The 18,266-nt window shown below is 72.4% G+C and carries 20 protein-coding genes; 7 read left to right on the top strand and 13 right to left on the bottom strand.

The annotated features are described in order from the left end of the window. Positions 1 to 15: 15 nt before the first annotated feature. From ACN27D_RS15630 to ACN27D_RS15600, 7 genes are all read left to right on the top strand, one after another. Entirely contained in the window at positions 16 to 447 is a 432-nt protein-coding gene (locus ACN27D_RS15630) for a DUF3085 domain-containing protein (protein WP_358170921.1), read from the top strand. 150 nt (positions 448 to 597) lie between these two features. Then, the gene (locus ACN27D_RS15625) at positions 598 to 2,697 is read left to right on the top strand and encodes a hypothetical protein (RefSeq protein ID WP_358170920.1); all 2,100 of its coding nucleotides are present in this window, start codon (positions 598 to 600) and stop codon (positions 2,695 to 2,697) included. A 266-nt stretch (positions 2,698 to 2,963) separates the two neighbouring features. Then, complete coding sequence (locus ACN27D_RS15620) at positions 2,964 to 3,257, top strand: hypothetical protein (RefSeq protein ID WP_421499375.1); 294 nt, start codon at positions 2,964 to 2,966, stop codon at positions 3,255 to 3,257. A gap of 47 nt (positions 3,258 to 3,304) precedes the next feature. Beyond that, a complete protein-coding gene (locus ACN27D_RS15615) occupies positions 3,305 to 4,330 on the top strand; it encodes a hypothetical protein (protein WP_358170918.1) in 1,026 nt (341 codons plus the stop codon). A 239-nt stretch (positions 4,331 to 4,569) separates the two neighbouring features. Beyond that, positions 4,570 to 5,163 carry a hypothetical protein gene (locus ACN27D_RS15610; RefSeq protein ID WP_358170917.1) on the top strand — a complete coding sequence of 198 codons (594 nt, stop codon included), beginning with the start codon at positions 4,570 to 4,572 and terminating at the stop codon, positions 5,161 to 5,163. Positions 5,164 to 5,306: 143 nt separating this feature from the next. Next, positions 5,307 to 5,696 carry a hypothetical protein gene (locus tag ACN27D_RS15605; RefSeq protein WP_358170916.1) on the top strand — a complete coding sequence of 130 codons (390 nt, stop codon included), beginning with the start codon at positions 5,307 to 5,309 and terminating at the stop codon, positions 5,694 to 5,696. Further along, entirely contained in the window at positions 5,693 to 6,154 is a 462-nt protein-coding gene (locus ACN27D_RS15600; protein WP_358170914.1) for a DUF4262 domain-containing protein, read from the top strand. Before ACN27D_RS15605 ends, ACN27D_RS15600 begins: the two co-directional genes overlap by 4 nt. Before the next feature lie 293 nt (positions 6,155 to 6,447). Here the strand turns inward: ACN27D_RS15600 and ACN27D_RS15595 are convergent, their stop codons facing one another. From ACN27D_RS15595 to ACN27D_RS15535, 13 genes are all read right to left on the bottom strand, one after another. Beyond that, positions 6,448 to 7,419 carry a DUF2637 domain-containing protein gene (locus ACN27D_RS15595; protein WP_421499374.1) on the bottom strand — a complete coding sequence of 324 codons (972 nt, stop codon included), beginning with the start codon at positions 7,417 to 7,419 and terminating at the stop codon, positions 6,448 to 6,450. A gap of 107 nt (positions 7,420 to 7,526) precedes the next feature. Beyond that, positions 7,527 to 10,631 (bottom strand): BTAD domain-containing putative transcriptional regulator, encoded by a 3,105-nt coding sequence (locus ACN27D_RS15590; RefSeq protein ID WP_358170911.1) that lies wholly within the window; start codon positions 10,629 to 10,631, stop codon positions 7,527 to 7,529. 41 nt (positions 10,632 to 10,672) lie between these two features. After that, positions 10,673 to 11,116, bottom strand: coding sequence for a pilus assembly protein TadG-related protein (locus ACN27D_RS15585; protein ID WP_358170909.1), 444 nt, complete (start codon positions 11,114 to 11,116; stop codon positions 10,673 to 10,675). After that, positions 11,113 to 11,580: a TadE/TadG family type IV pilus assembly protein gene (locus tag ACN27D_RS15580; protein WP_358170908.1), complete on the bottom strand. Its 468-nt coding sequence runs from the start codon at positions 11,578 to 11,580 to the stop codon at positions 11,113 to 11,115. Before ACN27D_RS15580 ends, ACN27D_RS15585 begins: the two co-directional genes overlap by 4 nt. A gap of 36 nt (positions 11,581 to 11,616) precedes the next feature. Beyond that, on the bottom strand, positions 11,617 to 11,973 hold the full coding sequence (locus tag ACN27D_RS15575) for a TadE/TadG family type IV pilus assembly protein (RefSeq protein WP_358170907.1): 357 nt from the start codon (positions 11,971 to 11,973) through the stop codon (positions 11,617 to 11,619). A 56-nt stretch (positions 11,974 to 12,029) separates the two neighbouring features. After that, positions 12,030 to 12,236, bottom strand: a complete 207-nt coding sequence (locus ACN27D_RS15570; RefSeq protein WP_358170905.1) for a hypothetical protein — start codon at positions 12,234 to 12,236, stop codon at positions 12,030 to 12,032. A gap of 14 nt (positions 12,237 to 12,250) precedes the next feature. Continuing rightward, positions 12,251 to 13,120 carry a type II secretion system F family protein gene (locus ACN27D_RS15565; protein ID WP_358170903.1) on the bottom strand — a complete coding sequence of 290 codons (870 nt, stop codon included), beginning with the start codon at positions 13,118 to 13,120 and terminating at the stop codon, positions 12,251 to 12,253. Continuing rightward, positions 13,117 to 13,959 carry a type II secretion system F family protein gene (locus ACN27D_RS15560; RefSeq protein ID WP_358171371.1) on the bottom strand — a complete coding sequence of 281 codons (843 nt, stop codon included), beginning with the start codon at positions 13,957 to 13,959 and terminating at the stop codon, positions 13,117 to 13,119. Before ACN27D_RS15560 ends, ACN27D_RS15565 begins: the two co-directional genes overlap by 4 nt. A 2-nt stretch (positions 13,960 to 13,961) precedes the next feature. Further along, positions 13,962 to 15,272 carry a CpaF family protein gene (locus ACN27D_RS15555; protein ID WP_421499373.1) on the bottom strand — a complete coding sequence of 437 codons (1,311 nt, stop codon included), beginning with the start codon at positions 15,270 to 15,272 and terminating at the stop codon, positions 13,962 to 13,964. Then, on the bottom strand, positions 15,269 to 16,015 hold the full coding sequence (locus ACN27D_RS15550; protein ID WP_358171370.1) for a hypothetical protein: 747 nt from the start codon (positions 16,013 to 16,015) through the stop codon (positions 15,269 to 15,271). Before ACN27D_RS15550 ends, ACN27D_RS15555 begins: the two co-directional genes overlap by 4 nt. 25 nt (positions 16,016 to 16,040) lie before the next feature. Further along, complete coding sequence (locus ACN27D_RS15545) at positions 16,041 to 16,661, bottom strand: SAF domain-containing protein (RefSeq protein WP_421501152.1); 621 nt, start codon at positions 16,659 to 16,661, stop codon at positions 16,041 to 16,043. A 47-nt stretch (positions 16,662 to 16,708) separates the two neighbouring features. Beyond that, entirely contained in the window at positions 16,709 to 17,572 is an 864-nt protein-coding gene (locus ACN27D_RS15540; RefSeq protein WP_358170897.1) for a hypothetical protein, read from the bottom strand. Beyond that, positions 17,566 to 18,165 (bottom strand): hypothetical protein, encoded by a 600-nt coding sequence (locus tag ACN27D_RS15535; RefSeq protein ID WP_358170895.1) that lies wholly within the window; start codon positions 18,163 to 18,165, stop codon positions 17,566 to 17,568. Before ACN27D_RS15535 ends, ACN27D_RS15540 begins: the two co-directional genes overlap by 7 nt. Positions 18,166 to 18,266: the final 101 nt, after the last annotated feature.

Raw genomic sequence — 18,266 nt, 5'->3', positions numbered from 1 at the left:
ACACAGGAGTCCCTCATGGCACTGCACCTGTACTTCGACCTGACCGAGACGCTGCGGCTGGCCGAACACGCCGTCGCCGCCGGCGAGCACGTCGCCAGCCTCACCGAGACAGAGGACGGCATCCCCTGTGCGGGGGCGTTGGAGTGGGTCCACGACGACGGCGTGTACCTGATGTCCAACGGCCTTCCCCGACTGACCGACCCAAACCGGCCCGGCGCGAACCTCACCGTCTACGCCTACGGCTGGAACCCCCGCCTCGACGGGCACCGCAGCGACCTCGACCTCGGCGGCGACGACTTCGTCGAGCACCTGCACCTCACCGAGCGACCCGGTGCGCTGATCGAGGAACTGCGCGGCGCCCACGCTTTCGGCTACCAGTGGCTGGACCTGGTGGTCAGCGCCGACACCTTCACCACGCGGTTCACCCGCACGCCCCGCCTCGCCTGACCAACCCAGCCGACGGCCCCGCCGCATGCAGCGGCAGGGCCGCCCGATCACCGCTCCACCCGACACCCCACATCGACCAGAGCCTCTCCCACATCGCTGATCCGTGACCGATCCCGGTCGCGGATCTCTCCATTTCCGCGGAGGAATTTCGTGTCCGACACCACCGGCGCCACCGGCACCCGACGTGCCACAGCGCCCTCTTCAAGCCAGACCGCGGCGGACGCCGACAGCCTCGCCTACCCCATCTCACCGGAGTATGTGAAGTCGTGGACGCCCGTGCGGGCGATCTCCGAACTGATCGCCAACGCCCTCGATGAAGACCCCCACGCGGCGGTCAGCTGGGCCGACGGCGTCCTGACCATCACCGACGACGGCCCCGGCATCCCCGAGGAAGGCCTCATCCTCGGCATGTCGAGCAAGACCGACGAGCAGATCGGCCAGTTCGGTGAGGGCAAGAAGCTCGCCTGCCTCGTGCTGGCACGCAGCCACGAGATCGGCGCCGTGCGGTGCGAGACCGTGTCCTACGGGTTCGTGCCCACCGTCGAGCGCCGCAAGCTCCTCGGCGGGCTCATCCCATCGCGCACCCAGCAGGGCAGCGAGGTCCTCGTCTACCACTTCCACCCCAACACCCGCACCGGCGGCACCGCGTTCACCATCGAATGCTCCCGCGACCTGGCGCAGGAGGCCATCGGACGGTTCCGCGCCCTGGCCGAGCCCGGCTACCAGCCACCCGCATCGCCCGGCGTGTGCGTACGCGACGGCGAACCGGGACGGATGTGGATCGGCGGAGTGCTCGTCACCCGCATGCCCGGCTTCCTCGCCTCCTACGACCTGTCGCTGAACCACAAGGCGCTGCAGAACCGCGACCGCACCGTCGTGGAAGCCGCCGCGCTGCGCACCGCGGTCCGCGACATCCTCGCCAGCAGCGACGACCCCTCGCTCATCGGCCTGTTCGCCCGGCACGTGCTCGGCGGCGGGAAACTCCGCGAGCAGGAACAGTTCTTCACCGAAGTGCGACTGCCCCGTCCTCGCGCCGCGTGGCGGACCTGGGGACGCGCCCACCTACCTGAGCAGACCTACTACACGGTCCCCGGCGGTGAGGAGGCGGCGCTGGACCTGAAGGACAACGGCTACACCGAGCTGATCACCACCGGCCTCGCCGGGCACCAGCAGGCCGCCGTGATGGGTCTGCTGGGCGTGGAGATGGCCAGAGCCCGCCAGCAGCGCCACTACGCCCGTAACCGCAACCGCACCAGCTGGGTGACGCTGAAGGCGTTGACCGACGCCGAGCGCGACGTGCTGCGCGAGGGCTGCGAGCTGGTGCGCCGCGCGATCGGCCCGTTCGCCTTGGACCGGGTGAAGGTGTACGACCACAGCGACGAGTCACCGTGCGCCGAGGGCTTCTACCGCCCGCTGACCGGAGACGTGGCCGTGCACCGCGACGCGCTCACCGACCGACACCGTACCCGGCTGGTACTCCTGCACGAGGCCGCGCACCGCGTCGCGCACCGCGGCGGCGGCCACTGGACACCCGTGCAGGACTACTACGACCGCAGCCGCGGCTTCGAGCAGATGCTCTCCGACTTCGCCGCCCGCCTGCTCGGCCAGCTCGCCGACGGCAACGGCCTACCACCCCTCGACACCGAAACCGTCAGCGCCGACGGTCAGATCGGCACCTCGAAGGCCACCACGGCAGGCAGGCGGGGCCGGCACTGGCGGGCCGACGACCCGAGCGTGCCGGCCGTCCGCCGCGAACTGGCCCACCTGCTGCTCGACCAACTCCCGCAGGCCCTGACCGCTGGCGGGTTCCGCGACGCCAAAGACCTCGTCGCCTCCACCGCCGTGTACCCCGGCTACTGGCGGCTGCTCACCAACCCCCGTCCCGTTGGCTACCGTCCGATCCGCGGTGACCAGGCCGGCGACTACGACAACGTCGCCCTGCTCGCCGAAGCCGCCGGCCTGCACCCACCCGTGGTGTGGCTGGGCTACCACCTCTGCGAAGGCCCCATCCGCGGACGCCGACGCGAAACCTGGGGCCGACCCGGACCCTGGACCCCCAAGACCCGCGCCGACATTGCACGCGCCTGCACCGACCTGACCGCACTCGGCGGCCCCTACGCCGAGCAGGTACCCGCGCTGAATGCTCTCGCTGACGGCACCACCGCAGCCCTGCTCGATGACGACACCTGGCACCAGCCCGCCCGCGCCCTCTTGGCCACCGAACGCCGCCGCCTCAACCTCACCACCTGACCCAACCCCGGCCAGCCAGATTCCCTGAGGGCGACACCCCAAGGACACGCCACCGCCCGCCAGGCGGGCGGTGGCACCTCGGCCGGCACAGCACTCAACTCCCGCATCGTCGTGGCCCGCCTACCAGCCGGCGACTTGATCAATACGCGAAGTCGAGCGTGACTGCACCCCGGCCCGCCACCGCCCGCGGCGTACCCGAACGCGACCGCCACGCATGGGCGGTGGCGGCCCACATCGCCGATCACAACCGGAGAGGACACCAGCGCATGACTACCCGGCACCGCCGCGCGATACCGCGCACGGTCACCGACGTCTTGTTGTGGCTGCTCGCCAGCGACGTCGCCACCGCCCACCAACCCCAGCCGCACCACCCTGACCGCTGCGCCAACCCGCGCTGCACCGACCAGGCATACCCCTGCCCGCCAGCACGCGACGCCCACCGCGCCCAACAGGCCGCCACCCGTCCCCAACCCCGCGCGCAAGGCCGCGCCCGGGTCACCGCGCCAGCCCCAACCACCGGCTGGTTCCAGCCCTCACGCACCCAGCCCCGCGTCGCCTGACAGCGCCGACTCCCACACCCGACTATCACCACATCCAGCGAGGTACCGTGAGTTTCCGGAGTGAGTCGACCCTCGCCGGCTACGCCCGCGCAGCGGTCGACCTGCGCGCCCGCATGACCGACTACACCCGCAGCCGCTTCGCCCAGCAGTACCTGAAGGCGTTCCTCGAACCCGCCGTCGACCCGGCCAGAAGCGGCCCCGACACCGGCGGACGCGCCACCGAAGCGTTCAGCCGCGCCGCTCACCAGCCGTGGCAAGACGGCGAACCCTACGTTCTCGCCCCCGCCATGACCGCGATCATCGCCGCAGCGGCCCAAGCCCTCGACCTCACCGGCGACATCATCGGCAACGACGTCGCCCCCAGCGACGCCGGCGTGCTGTTCCTTCCCGAGCCCATCTACGAACGCGGCGTTCACGGCCAGGTCACCTCGATCGGCGCGATCGCCTGGGCGAAGTTCCACAACACCAGCAACGGACGCACCGGCTGGTGGATCACCGGCTGGGCCGACCGCGACGACCCCCTCGACCCCGCCGCCGCCCGCCGCCGCCGCCAACTCACCGAAGCCCCCGAACTCGCCGCACAGTTCGGCCCCTACGTGCTGCACTCCTTCGCCGAAATCCCCATCGGCGTCCCGATCACCGCTGCCGGGAAAGCAGCCGAGGCCGTCGACCGGGACTGGGAGACCGCCCCCGACGGGCGCTTCTGCATCGACGAAACATCACTGCGGATGCGAGCCGTCGCCGCCGTGCTCTACGCGTTCTGGCGCATCCAGGAACAGCCCCTCGCCACCGTCGCCCGACCGCCCCTGGACCGGCCCGCCCGCCGGCGCGCCCTGCGTGCCCACCTCCGCCACGACACCCGCGTGGTCATGCTCCGGCGCACCACACCCGCCACCGAACCCACCGGCGAGGCGAAGTGGCACTACCGGGTGCGGTTCGTCGTGCGCGGCCACTGGCGGCGCCTCACCAACACCGACGGGCAGCCCTACCGCATCTGGATCCACGCCCACATCAAAGGCCCTGACGGAGCGCCGTTGCTCCTCGGCGAAACCGTCTCCGTCCTCGCCCGATAACCCCGTCGGGCAGGCCCAACGAACCTCTACCCGTACCGCTATGAGCGCAGTCACCGATGACGAGCGCCTGTCACCTCCGTAGCCGGCGACCTTGCTCCTGCCGCTTGCCATGTGCGCCGTAGGTAGTGACACGGCCGGTGCCGAGTCATCAGTGGCTGCACCCCCACGCCTCGAACCCTTCCATCTGCCTCACGACTCGCGCGGCGCCAAGTGCACCGCGTCTGGAACCGGGAGAACCAGTGAACGACATCGGATACCCCTTCGACACCAGCAACCGCGCCTACCAGCGCTTCCTCACCCTCGCCAGCGACCACTTCGAGATCGTCGGCTGGAACAACGCCGACACCGAACGACCGACCATGATCACCCTGATCGACATCGGCAGCCGCGACGCGTTCAGCCTCGCCCTGCTCGACACCGCCGAGGACCAGCAGCCCCACGCCCTGCTCGCCGTCACCACCACCAACGCCCTGTCCCTGCACGGACCGATCCCCGGCCGGGCCGCCACCGCCGACTACGCGCCCCACCTAGCCATGCACGACGCCGACATCGCCGCCACCACACCGGTCTCCCTGCACGACCCTGACGAACCACACGTCAGCGACGAGGAGTGGACTTCCGTACCACCGGACATCGCCCACGCCGCCCGCACCACCACCCTCGACGCCGACCGCGTCGCGCTGGCCATGCTGGACCGCGACCGCGCCCAAATCGCCGTCGTCGGACCGTTTCCCACCATCGACGCCGCCGACGCCTGGCAGCCCGCCGCCGACGGGTGGCCACCGGCCGACCGGCTCCTGCTCGCCGTCCACGCGCCCGTCACGAGGCAGTGACCGCGCCTCGACCACCGGCGAGCACGACGCAGCTGACCCGATCTACCACCGGCGGCAGCAACCGATCCCACCACAACACGATCCGACACCAGGGGGCGTCGCCATCAGGCGGCGCCCCCTGCCCGTTGAACAAGGCAGACACTATGAAACACATGCCCCACCCCGGCGACGATCCCGTCGAGCCGTACCTCGACGAATCCCTCAACGTCGGCGACCCGGTCCTCGGGAGGTCGCGGCTGCTGTCGCGACAATGCGACACCTGCATCTTCGCCCCCGGCAACCGGATGCACCTCGAGCCAGGGCAGCTCCGCGACCTCGTCGCCGACGCCCGCGAGCGAGGCAGCTACATCATCTGTCATGACACCTTGCCGCACTACCGACACCCGCAGGCGAAGCCGGCGATCTGCCGCGGTTTCGCCGACCGCTACCGCACCCAGGCGTTGGAAATCATCGAGCGGCTCTGGGGCTTTGTCGAAGTCGATCCACCCTCTCTGACCGAGCGTCACGACACCGCGGAAGGAACTGACCGGTGACCGGCAAGGAGGCGTTCCTTCGCCGCCAGAGCGAGATCATCGACCGGGTCGGCTGGGCGGTGACATTGGTGCACCCCGGCGCGGACGACACCGACGACAGCGGGCCGTTCGCCTATACCGTCGGTCTCACCGCCCACGGCTGCCCCGAGCTGCTGATCGCAGGACTCGATCCCGCCATCGCGCATCACCTGCTCAACGACCTAGCTGCCCGCGTCTACGACCGCGCCGAACGGTTCAGCCACGGCCAGCGCGTCGGCGACCTCATCGACGGCTACGACGCCGCGATCATCGACGGCTTTCCCGCCGGTCACCTGCACCTGGGTGCGGCGATCGCCCGATACGGCCCCCAGCAGGTCCGCGTGCAGCAGATCGTCTGGCCGGACCCGGCGGGCCGTTTCCCCTGGGAAGACGGCTACGCGTACCCGTCGACGGTGCAGCCGCTGATAGGGCGGCCGTAAGCCAGGGACATTGGCGGCGTCCACCCTCAGCGCGCGACGTGGCGTCGGATCGGTTCTGCCCGGCCCGGCGCCGCGTGCGCGTCTGCCAGCCTGACGGCGCTCCTTCGGTAGCCACCTCCGCGCCCTCCGGAGCAGGTGTCGAGGTCCTTCAGTCGTTTGGGAGCCGTGCCGGCTCGGCCAGCGGCTGCTGCCTCGGGTGCCGGGCCCTGTTGCGAGTGGGTGAACCAGAGCCTGCGGCTGTCGTGCTTGCAGGTGCTTCCTTGACGCCGTGGGTGGGGAAGTCATTTCTGCTGTCAGTGGCTGTTGCTGTCGGCGGGGCGCCCGTTGAGGTTTACGGTGCCGTCTGCTGCTGGCGGCGACCAGTAGCGGTAGACGGTGCGTTCCGACCTGCCAATCCGAGCCGCGATGTCCGCCGGGAGTAGATCTGGGTCGCGGCGGCGCCAGTAGGCCACGGCGGCGGCGGTGTCGGCCGGAACGTCATCTGTTCGCTCGTCGTCTGCAGTGCCCGCCGCCTCGGCGTGGCTCGTGCCTGGTGGTGGAGGTGATGCCTGCGCCGATGCGTAGTCGCTCAGGTCGCCGTTGTCTGCCTTGAGGTAGGGCGCGGGCCTGGGGGTGGCGGTGGGTGCATCCGCCTCGTGCGGGTGGTTGTCGTGGTGCGGGTGGTGTCGGTGGGTAGATGGAGGGACCCCGGTGCCGTCGGCGGCCGACTCCTCCGCGCTTGGGTCGCCGTGTGAGGACGTTGTCGACGCAGAGGTAGAGCGGTCGATTAGGTCCTGGTCGGCCTGCGCGGCCTGCTCGACGCTGGTCGGCGCGCCGGTCGTGGTGCCCGCGGTTGCCCCACCTGTCAGCGCTGGGGAGATGGAGACCGCCGCTGCCGGTGCGTTCATGGGCGAGGAGGGGGTCAGCGCGGACGCAACTGGTGGGCGAGCCGCGGTCCGGATCTTGGCGGTGATCTCGACGAGGCTGACGCTGGCGACGATGACAAGCCCGTCTACGGAGATGGGCAGCAGGTGCGCGGCGCCGTGTTCGGTTTCTCCATAGCGGGCGGCCACCCCGGCGAGATGCCAGTAGCTCACCCAGGTGGCGATGGCGGCGATGACAGCGGTCGCGGCGATGCGGATCGCGCCGAGCAGGCGCCGGTGGTGGGGTACCCGGGAGATCAGCTCTACGGTGAGAAGGAGCGCCAAGGGAGGCCACGCGGCGATTATCTGACTGATCGGGTTCGGACGGGCGTGCAGAACGTTCGCCGCCACCGACGCGGCCACGCCGAGGGCGAGTGTGGCCCGAACCGCCCACCGCAGCCGTCGCAGATGTGTGCCGGCGCCGCTATCTGACGTGTCCAGCGGGGCGTCGATGCTGGTGGCGCTTGCGGTCATGGCGTGGGGCCGTCCTTGTCTGGTGGGCGGCGGGTGCCAGCGGCGCCGCCTTGACGGCGTAGGTCGGCGATGAGCCGGTCGGCGAGGGTGATGGTGTCATCGCCGGGCTCGGCGTCTATCTCGCTGAGACGCCGGGTCAGGGTGCGGCGCAGCTGACGGATGCCGTCGGCGTGGCCGAGGTCCGCGCGAGCGCGCATGGCCGCCTGATAGAGGGCTTCGTGGTGCGGGTTCTGGACGATCGCGGCGTCGAGGACGGCGAGTTGCTGCGCGGGTTGACCGGTGAGGGCGTCAGCGAGGGCAAGCGACGCGTCGAGGGCCTCTTGGCGTACCGCCTCTCGGTAGGACTCGACCCATTCGTAGTCGCAGTCCTCGGCGAGGGGTCCGGCGTAGGCGTCGACCGCCCGGCGCAGCGCGGCGAGGCGGTCCTCTGCGTCGGTGGCTCGTGCGGCGTCGCGGATGGCCTCGCGCATGCGCCACAGGTCTACGTCGAGCAGGTCCCGGTTGAGTAGGTATCGGTGATCGGGGTGCTGAATATGTCCACCGGATCCGCCTGCGTGGCGTAGGACAGCGCGCAATCCGGACACGTAGGTGTAGAGCCGGGCGGCAGCCTTGCTGGATGGGGCGTCGGGAAGCAGATCATCGAGGATCGCTTCGCTCGAAGCGACGCCGTCGTGCACCGCGAGGTACACCAGCAGTTCCAGAGACTTGGCGCGCGGCGTGCGCTGCGGATCGCCGTCCACGACACCGGGCGTCCCGAGGACCCGCACCCGCACCTGCTGCACGCCGTCGGCGTCGTCCTCCGCTTGCCCGCTGGAGGCGATCTCGGTGCTCAGTCCTCCTGACGTGTGCGGCTCCTCGACGTCGCTAGCTGGCGCGATGGGCTCTTCGGGGTGCTCCGCCGGTGAATCAGCGGGGCGCGGAGTGCTCTCGGTCGGTTGCTGCTGCTCGGCGGTTGACTCAGTGATGCCGGCAGGCTGGATGTCGCCGGCATCCTCGACTGTGGAGGAGCCGCGCGTATGGACGGCTGCAGCGGGCGTGGTTTCGGTGGGAGCGGGGGTGGGCGGCAAGCCGGTGTGGGATTCCGCGAGTGTGGCGAGTACGTCGGCGGCCTCGATCGGGTCGAGCACCGTCAGCCGGCCGACATCGGCGGGGTGGGCGCCGTGGCGGGCACCGTCACCGTCACCGCAGGCGGTAGTGCCGTCAAGCGCGACGGCAACGGTGTTTCCGTCAGGCCAGGCGCCGAGCAGGACCCCATGGATGTCCAGCCGCTGGCCCTGCGCCAGCAGGGCAGCGACGCGGGCGCGTTCGTGGCTGCTGGTGACGTCGGCCAGCAGCATGACCGGCGGGAGAGGCTGCTCGTAGGGATCGGCGCGGCGCAGCTCGGCCACGCTGTCAACCTCATGGCGGTATGCCAGGCGTGTGCGCTCCAGCGTCTGCGCCTCCAACAGATCCAAGGCGTCCTCAAGCCCGGCGGTCACGGTCAGCCGGGGTGTGCGGGGCAGGGTCACCGCCGCAGCGCCAAGAAGCGTCGCCGCAGTCATCGACGGGATGACGACCTCGGTGCGCGATTCGGGATGCTCCACCCCGCCGGAGGCCAGCGCGGCGGTGAGGAACCCTCGGGCGGCGGCTTCCGCGCCGGGCCCGGTAAGGCCCAGGCCTGCGGCGGGCCACAGCGTCGACAGCGGGTTGTCCAGCGCCGGCGACACCGGCACCGGTGCACTGCCGTTGACGTCGCCGCCAGTGGTCGGTGCGACGTCGTCAGGGTCCTCGGGTGTGGGGTCCGCACTGCCGCTGGCCTCGGCGCCGAGTTCCTCTTCCTCGTCGGGGTCCGGCCGGTCGGCGTTGACGGTGGGCAGTTCGGTGGGCTCGTAGGGGTCGGGGTGGCCGGCTGCGGCGCGGCGCAGGCCGCGGCGGATCTGTTGCACCGTGGCAGGCATGGGGGCAAGGGACGGGTCGTCAAGGCGGGGCCCGGCCGAAGGCTTTCGGGGCACGTAGCGGTGTTGCCGGCGAGCCCAGACCAGCGCGACTGCGGCGGCGATCGCGAGGGCCAGGCCAAGGTCGACCCAGCTGCCGCTGGGCAGCCAGACACCTCGGTTAGCCCGCTCGGCTTGAACGGTGTCGCTGGTCTGTGGCCTGGCCGCATCCGCTGCTGATGCTGCGGGTGCGGGGACAGTGGCGCCGTCGCCGGGTGACGTGCCAGCGGGTGCCGGGGCCGTCTGCGCAGGCCCCTGCTGGCCCGGTGTGACGGCCGAGGGCGTCGTTGGGGACGGGGGCGTCCCCGTGCTGGGCGACGCGTCATCTACATCGGGCTGGCTTGACGCAGGGGCGGCTGGCGGTCGTGGCTGCTGCCCGGCGGGTGGGGCGGCGTCGGCGGGCAGGTCGAGTGTCCAGCCGGGGTAAATGACGTTCGGGTTGCGCAGGGTGCCGCCGACGTCGGCGAAGTGGGTGCCCCGGTTGAGGGCGAAGATCTCCGGCCAGCGGTTGGCGTCGCCGAGCCACTGCTCGGCGATCTTCGACAGGGTGTCGCCGCGTTTGACGGTGTGGGTGTACTCGCGGCCGTTCGCGACGAGGGTGACCTCGCCGTGGTCCAGTGTCCGCTCCGGCGCCGCGACGGCCCGCGCCAGCGGGGTGCTGGCGGTGACGGGGACAGGCTCGTGGTGCGTGGCAATCACCGTGGCCGCGGCTACGCCGGAAGCGCTCGCGTGGGCGGACCCGGTCAGGGGTGGGGTGGCGGCCTGCGCGGCGGTGGCGAGGACTCCGCCGGTGACCGCGGCGACGAGCAGCGCGGCGAGGCCACGGCCGGGGGTGAGGACCCGAGGTTGAGGCAGCCGCCGGCCGGTCAGGGCGGCAGCGAGTTCGGCGAGCACCGACCAGGCGAACGATGCCCAGGCGGCCCAGAGCAGCGCGGTGAGGATTGTGCCGATCATCTCGTCGGTCAGGGGGCTGGTCAGCGCGGTGGTGACGGTGTGCCAGGTGGGTGGCTGCTCGGGCAGCGGCGCGTCGAGGTAGCGCAGCAGCGCGTACGGCGCGCCGGCGAGCAGCAGCGCCAGGGCCGCGCCGCCGACGGCGCGGCTGGCGGCCTTGGATAGCGTCGCGATCACGATGACGATCTCGCCGGGGCGTAGGGCGAGGGCTCGGCTTCTCAGGTGGCGGTGGTGACGCCGGTGGCCGGCGTGGCGGTGGCGGTGGCGGACACCGGGATCTCGGTGATGCCGACGAGGTGCAGCAGCTGGGTCTGGTGGCCTGTCGTGACCGTGACGGTGACCTGCTCGGTGGTGGCCGACACGCTGCCGGGTTGGCCGGCTTGGGCGAGGAAGGTCCGGGCGGCGGTGGTCGCGGCGGCGGGGTCGAGCTGCGTCGCGCCGGTGGTGCGGTGCAGGTCCAGGTCGATTTCGCGGGCTCCGGCGCGGGCGGCGGCCTGGGCGGTGTCGTACGCGGACACCTTGGTGGCCATGGCCATGCCCTGGTCGAACACGAGTCCGGCGAGAATGAGCACGATCAGGGTCCCCACCACGGTCCACGGGGTGATCTGCCCTCGATCATTGCGGCGCGCCCGGAATGCCCAGGCGGTGAGGCGGGCGCTCACGGCTGGCTCCGGAACGCGTCCAGGGGCTGGCGGGAGGTGCTGGTGATGGTGACCGCGCCGGGCAGGCCCAGCCCGTAGAGGTCTTCGAGCCGGACGCTGCAGGTCACTGTGGCGCTGACCTGCCCGCCGGGAAGGAACGAGCCGGGCTCGACGGTGACGGTGGACGGCTGGCAGGTGACCCCGCGTCCGGTGAGCGTGAACGAGGCTGCGTCGCCGCCGGTGGTGCGCGCCTCGGTGGGTGTGCGGGCCACCGATGCCTGCCGTGCCGCGGCCGCGGCGGCGGAGCGCACGTCGATCGCGGCGGATGCCAGCCGGGCGCAGGCCACGACGGCGAGGATGGCCAGCACCATCAGGGGTACGTATGCGAGGGCCATCTCGACGCTGACCGACCCTCGATCCGCGGGCGGGCCGGCGCGCCGTCGAGGGCCCGAGCTGGTATGACCGTTGAGGTTTCGCCTGGTCACCGTGCTGCCTCCTTCCGATGGCGGACGTGGTGGGTGTTATTCGGTGTCAGGCCGGAAACGCTCGACCGGCGCGTTGACCTGGGTGCTGACGGGCAGGCGCAGCCACGGCAGCACGGCGGGGGCGCGGCCGGACACCGCGACGGTGGCGGTGTCGGCGGTGCGGCCCACCGACACTCGCGGGTCGGTGACGATTCGGCCGGCGACCTGCTCGAGCACGGCGTTGGCGTCGGCGTGCCCGGCGGCGGCGGTGCCGCCGGACACGCGGGTGGTCTGCAGGGCGTGGTTGGCGGCGTGCTGAATGCCGAGCTGCGCCAGCGCCCACAGCGCCAGTTGCACACCGATGAGCACGAGCAGGAACAGCAGCGGGGCGTAGAGCACTACCTCGGTGCTCACCGACCCGTGGTCCCCGCCGCGCCGGCGCCCGCCGTGGCCACGCGCTCGGGGAGTCGTCACAGGCTGATCCCGTTGATCTTGCTGAGGATCTTGGAGCGAAAGATGCCGAAGATGGTCAGGACCAGGGTGACCAGCAAGGCGATCCACATGACCTTCTCGGTGGTCTCGCTGCCCCTGTCGCCGCCCTCGCGCAGCCTGCGCATCCGGTCGGTCATGGTCAGGTGCAGCATGGTCAGCAGGGCGAGCAGTCTGCTCAGACGCATGGTCGGCCTCCTTGTCAGAACGTGTCGACGGCGGTGACAGCCGGGTAAAGGAGGAACAGCATGTAGGCGGCGGCCAGCAGCATGACCGGCATCGACATGCGTTCGGTGGCGGCGTTGGCGCGGGCTTCGAGGGCGGCGGCCTGGTGGGCGCGCAGGGTGGCGGCGCGGATGGTCAGGGAGTCGCGGATGCGGGCGCCTTCGGATCCGGCGAGGCTCATCGTCGCGGCCAGCTCCTGCAGCTCGATCACGCCGGTGTCCGCGCCGAGCTGGCCGAGGGCCTGCCAGGGCGCGACCCGCAGCAGCCGGGCCGTGTCGACCGCACGGTGTAGCCGCTGCGCGGCCCAGCCGTGGCTGTCGGCGCACGCGTGGTCGAGGGTCTGTTCGAGGCCGGCGCCGCCGGCGAGGGAGATCACGACGAGATCGAGAACAGCGGACAGGGCGTAGCGCAGCTCGTCGCGGCGCCGCCCGGCTTCGGCGTGCACAGTTGACTCGGCCAGCCACCAGCCCCCCGCCGCGCCGGCCAGGGACGCCCACACCGGCATGCCGGAGGCGAAAGTGACCCCACTAGTAACGAGCACAGCCATCGCTACCGGCGGTAGGACCAGTCCGGCGAGAACGGCGAGCATCTGGTCGGCCAGGTGCAACGCGACGGGGCGTTCGAGGACGGCAAGGTCAGCGCGCATCCGCCGCCGAGGCAGGCCGAGGGCGCGCAGCGGCGCGGCCAGCAGGCGGGCCCTCGCCGGCGTCGACTGCTCCGGTGCCGCCGGTGAGCGGCGCAGCGCGTCGAGGGCCTCATTGAGGCTGGGCCGAGCCGGCAGCAGGCCGGTGCCGATGAGGAGCAGGCCGAGTCCGGCGACGAGCCCGCAGGCGAGCACCATGCTCATGACGGGCTCCCCGCTTTCGAGAGCACCCGTGGTGGCTGCGGGAGGCGAGAGGCGCGGGCCAGCCACCAGAACCCCGCGCCGAACACCGCCCCGACAACGAGCAGCACCATCTGCCCGGTGACGCTGCGGTAGGGGGCGAGGAACCCGCGGTTGAGCACGATCAGCCCGGCGACCATCGCCACCGCGGTGCCGGTGATCACCCGCGCGGCGGTGCGCGTCGCGGCCCGCTTCGTCGCCACCCGCATCCGGATCCCGGCCAGCTCGCGGGCGGTGACGGCCAGACTGGTCAGGCACTGCGACAGTTGCCCGCCGTGGTAGCCGGCGGCCTGCGTCAGCGCCCGCACCACGAGGTCCGCGGTCGGGTCGGCGAGGTCGGCGGCGAACACGCGCAGCGCGTCGGGCAGCCGGGCGCCGCCCCGCACGGCGGCGGCCAGGGCCTGCACCTGGGGGCGGATCGGCTGCGGGGTGACCGGGGCGGTGGCGGTGATGGCCTGCTCCAACCCGGCCGCGGACGACAGGGTGTCACGCAGCAGCTCCGCCCAGGTGGCGATCGCCTCGATGCGGGCGACGGCGCGCTGGTGTTCGCGGTCGGGACCGAGCACGCGGGGCAGCGCCCACACCGCGGCGGCGGACAGCAGCGCCGCCACCGGCCAGCGGGTCACCGCCGCCGCCACCACCCCGCCCCCAGCGGCGGCCAGCAGCCGATTCCGGTCAGCGCTGCTCCACGCTCGCCGTCGACCGGCCGGCAGGGAACCGCGCGGGCGCCGGCGCAGCCCGTCGACAATCAGGACGAGCCCGGCGGCGCACCCCAAGCCCAGCACGATCGGCAGGAGGTTCATCGTCACCACCGGTCCCGGGCGAGCGCGCCGGGGTCGAGACCGGCTGCGGTGAGCTGTTCGAACGTGTCCGTGCGCATCGGCGCGGCCAGGACCGCGCGGCGGTCGTGCCCGGGCCGGTAGATCTCGTTCGAGGGCACCTGGGTGCCGTCGGTCTCCAGGACCTGCCGAATCGAGGACAGGACGCGGGTGCCGTCGGTGGCCACGTCGAGGTGCAGGACGAAGTCGACGGCCTGGCCGATGAGCACGTTCGCCGCGTCGAAGGTCAGCTTCTCCGGTGCCTGCATCACGTACATCGCCAGGCGGGTCAGCGCCTGCTTGCTGGAGGAGGCGTGCAGGGTGCACATTGACCCGTCGTTGCCCTGCGACATGGCCAGCAGCATCGGCACGGCCTCAGCGCCGCGGGACTCCCCGACGATGACCCGGTCCGGGCGCATCCGCAGCCCCCACTTGACCATGGTCGCCATGTCGATTCCCCCAACACCTTCGAGGTTGGGTTCGCGCTGCTGCAGCGCGGTCGTGTTCGGGTGCGCGCCAATGTCTTCGTCGAGGCCGAGTTCGAAGGCGTCCTCGACGGTGACGATCCGCTCGTGCGGGTCGATCGCTCCGGCGGCGGCGCGCAGCAGGGTGGTCTTGCCGGCGCCGGTGCCCCCGCAGATCACCAGGTTCTTGCGCGCGCGCACCATCGCCGCGATCAGTTCCCGCAATCCGGGTGTGAGTTCGCCGCGGCGCACGAGGTCGTCGAGGGTGACCTGGTGCAGCACGTTGCGGCGGATCGACACCGACGGGCGTTTGGCCACGGCCATCACCGCGAACAGCCGCTGCCCGCCGGGCAAGCGCAGTGACAGGCCGGGGGAGCCGCGGTCGAAGCGCCGCTCCTCCTGGCCGCTGCGCGCCGCCGCGACGCGCACGAGATCGATGAGGTCCTCGTCCGACGCGGCGACCGGCGGCACCCGCAGCGTTCGACCCCCGGTGGTGCGGACCCACACGTTGTCGCAGCCGTTGGCGAAGATGTCCTCCACCTGCGGGTCGTCGAGCAACCGCTGCAGCCCGCCCAGGCCGGTGAAGCTGTCGCGTAGCGCCCGCGCCAGCGCCGCCTCGGCGTGCGGGGTCAGTGGCTCGCGTCCCGCGCTGATGTTCTCGCGGGCGTGTGCCAGGAGTTCCTCGGCGATGTAGGAGGCGATCACCGCTTGGCGCTGTGCGTCGGGAAGCTGCGCGCCGTGTCCGGTGAGGCGGTCGCTGACCCGGGCGCGCAGCCGCGCCACCAGCTCCGGCGCCACCGCGGTGGTCTCGCTGCTGCTCGTAGGGGCGCTCACCGGACGACCTCCAGTACCGCCCGGGGCGGCTGCGGCTGCGGGGGCGGGTGCGCCGCGAGGGTGGCGGCCAGGCTGCGCAGCGCCTGCGCCAGCCTCGTGCGCGTCCACGCCGGCCCGCTTAACCGCCCCGCCAGCACCGCCGCGCCCCACCGGTCGGTGGGCAGGTGCGCCCACACCGGCACGCCGAGACGTCCGCTGATCTCCTGCGGCTCGTAGGCGCACTTGCCGACCATCGCCACGCCCACCTGCGACGTCCGCACGCTGGCGCGCAGGCCCGCCAACCGGGTGTCGACGTGATCGAGGTGCTCGGTGTCGCCGGCCGTCACCACGACCAGTGCGTCCACCCGCCGCAACAAACCGTGCGCGGGGCTACCCGGATAGAGACGGCCGCCATCGATCACCACGACCGGCGCCAACCCGGCGAGGGCCTCCGGCTGGCCGGCGAGCACCGACACCGCCCCCGCGGCGGTCTCGGCCGCGCCCGGCCCCACGACCGCGTGCACTCCCAACGGCAGCGCCTGCACGAACTGGGCAGGGCCGGCCGCCGGCAGGCCGTGGCGGGCCGCCGCCGCCAACGCGGCCAAGCCCGGCTCCTGCGGCACCCCGAACCGCGCCGCGACCACCCCGCCGCACGGGTCGGCCTCCACTAACAGGCCAGGCATGTTCGGCCACAGCGCGGCCACCCCCACGGCAGCCGTCGACACCCCTGGGGCGCCGGACACCGACGCGACCATCACCAACATCACGCGAACCCTCCCCGTGCGTCTCTCACTGGCCCGGCCCCAGTTGCACCAGCGCCACGTCCCCCGACGCCGAGGCCACCGCCTCCGCCTCCTGAGCCGCCAGCAACAGCGTCACCACCGCCGCGCCGGCCTGATCCGCGCCCGCGATCGACACCACGCTGGCCACCGCCCGCCGCGTCCCCGCCGGCTGCCCAGCCGGCGGGCTCCCACCCGCCTGATCGGCGCCGGCTTCCGGCGCCACGAGCACCACGACCCGCGCCCCCGCCGCCAGGCCGGCGGGCGCGCGGCCCGCCTTGACCGCCACGGCGATCACCGCCTGCCCGACCGGCGGCCACACCGGCGGCCCCACCTGCGACGACACCACCAAGCTGTCGACCGCCAGAGGCACCGCCGCCGTACGCCCCACCACCTCGTCACGGCGATCCGCGCCAACCAGCGCCAGGCCCGACGGGCTCGCCACCCGCACCACCCGCACGTCCGCGTCGCCGATCACCGCCCCCGCGGGCACCGGCCGCGCCACTGCCAGGAACCGCTGCTCGGCATGCCGGCGCAGGTCGACCTGCCAGAACGTGACCACCGTCGCGAGCACCAGCAGCACCCCGGCAGCCACCCGCCGACCACTGCGCCGCCCCGCCCGCCGTGGCACCGCCGCCGGCGAGGCATCGGCCGTCTGGGGGCGGGCCGTCGTGACGCTCACCGGGCACTCTCGACAATCGCCTGCGACTGCGCGACCCGCACCGCCGTCGTCGACGTCGTCGTCAACGGCGCGAGCGTGCCCCCGCCGCCCGGCCCGGACCAGGCCACCGACCAGGTCACCGTCGCCCGCAACCGGAACACCTCACCCGGCGCGGCAGCCGACGAGCGGGTGTAGGTGTGCCCGCACGGCGAAGCCGCCCGCGGGTCCGTCCCGGGCTTCCACGGCTTACCCGGGCCCGCGCAGGTCAGATCCGCGGTGCCGTCGCCGAAGGACCACCGCACGCTCGTGGGTGTCGCCGTCGCGGTCACCGTCACCCCAGGCACCGTCGCCGTCGCCGAGCGGGCGCCCCATGTCACCGGATCCACCCACAACCAGACCGGGACCCGCACCAGCACGAACGGCGTACCGTCGGGATTCGTGCGGATCGCCGGTGCGGGCAGGCGCAGCCGCGACCGGGCCGTCTGCGCCAGCGCCGCCACGCTTATCCCTGGTGGCTGGTCGAGCCACACCGCAGTGCCCTGCGAGCCGATGCCGTTGGTGTTGCAGGTGCGTGCGTACCAGCCGCCCTCCGGCCCCTTCCCGACAGGCGGCGGGCGATTGCCCGCAACCGGCGCCCAATAGCAGGTGTCGTCGGCGCCTCCGGAGCCGGTGCCGGAGCCGCCGCTGCCATCGCCGGAACCGCCGTCCGACACCCCTGAACCACCGGGGTTGCCGGCAGTGACCTCGCATCCCGACGCCGACGGGTTCTGCGTGCAGTCGACGTCGCCAAACCCTCCATCCGCCTCGGCGACTCCCGCGGAGGCCATGACAGCGGCAGCAGCGGCGACGCCCAGGGCCAGAGCACGGCTACGTCTCAGCATGTCCCGACCTCCCGCACGCCGAAGGTGGCGACCTTCCACCCCTGCGCGCCGAGGTCGGTCACGGTCGCGCGGGTGGCTCGGCGGCCACCGGGCTCGTCGTTGATCGGCTCGCCCGATGCCGTGTAGACGAGGAAGTGGGTGTCGTCGAGGCAGTCCGTCACTGTCACGCTCGGCGAGGTCGACGTCAGCGACACCTGTGCCACACGGGGGCTCAGGGCGTAGTCGCCCTTGAGGATGTGGCCTTTGCTCCGGTAGGAGGACAAGCCCTTCTTGAGCGTTGTCAGCGCGTCACCGCTGGCGAACCTGGCGAGGTCCGACTCGTTCGGGTCCGCGGTGAGCCCGGCTTTGGCGTATGCCTGCCACATCCCCCGGTAGGCGGCCAGCGCCGCCTCCTCAGGGCTCCCGGTCGGTCCCGCGTCCAGCTCTCTCGGCGATGCGGGCGCTGTCGGCGCCGAGTCCTCGCCGGCCTCGCCCCCGTCGCAGGCGCCGATCGCCGCCACGAGGCACAGGCCGAGAGGAAACGCGACGAGGCGCGCCCACCGGCCTCCCGGCCGGACGGCGCGGCGGTGCTTGTGCAGGATGCGTGTCGTCATGCGTGATCGTGTCTCCTCGTGACGGCGAGACGGCGGTCTCGCGGTCTGGACGTCTCGGTACCTGACGAACGGCTCGCCTCAGGGCTGGCTGGCCGGACCGC

Origin of the sequence: Micromonospora sp. WMMD1274 (genome assembly GCF_049179035.1) — a bacterium.
GTDB classification, from domain to species: Bacteria; Actinomycetota; Actinomycetes; order Mycobacteriales; family Micromonosporaceae; genus Micromonospora; species Micromonospora tulbaghiae.
This window is presented reverse-complemented; position numbering and strand designations above follow the sequence as displayed.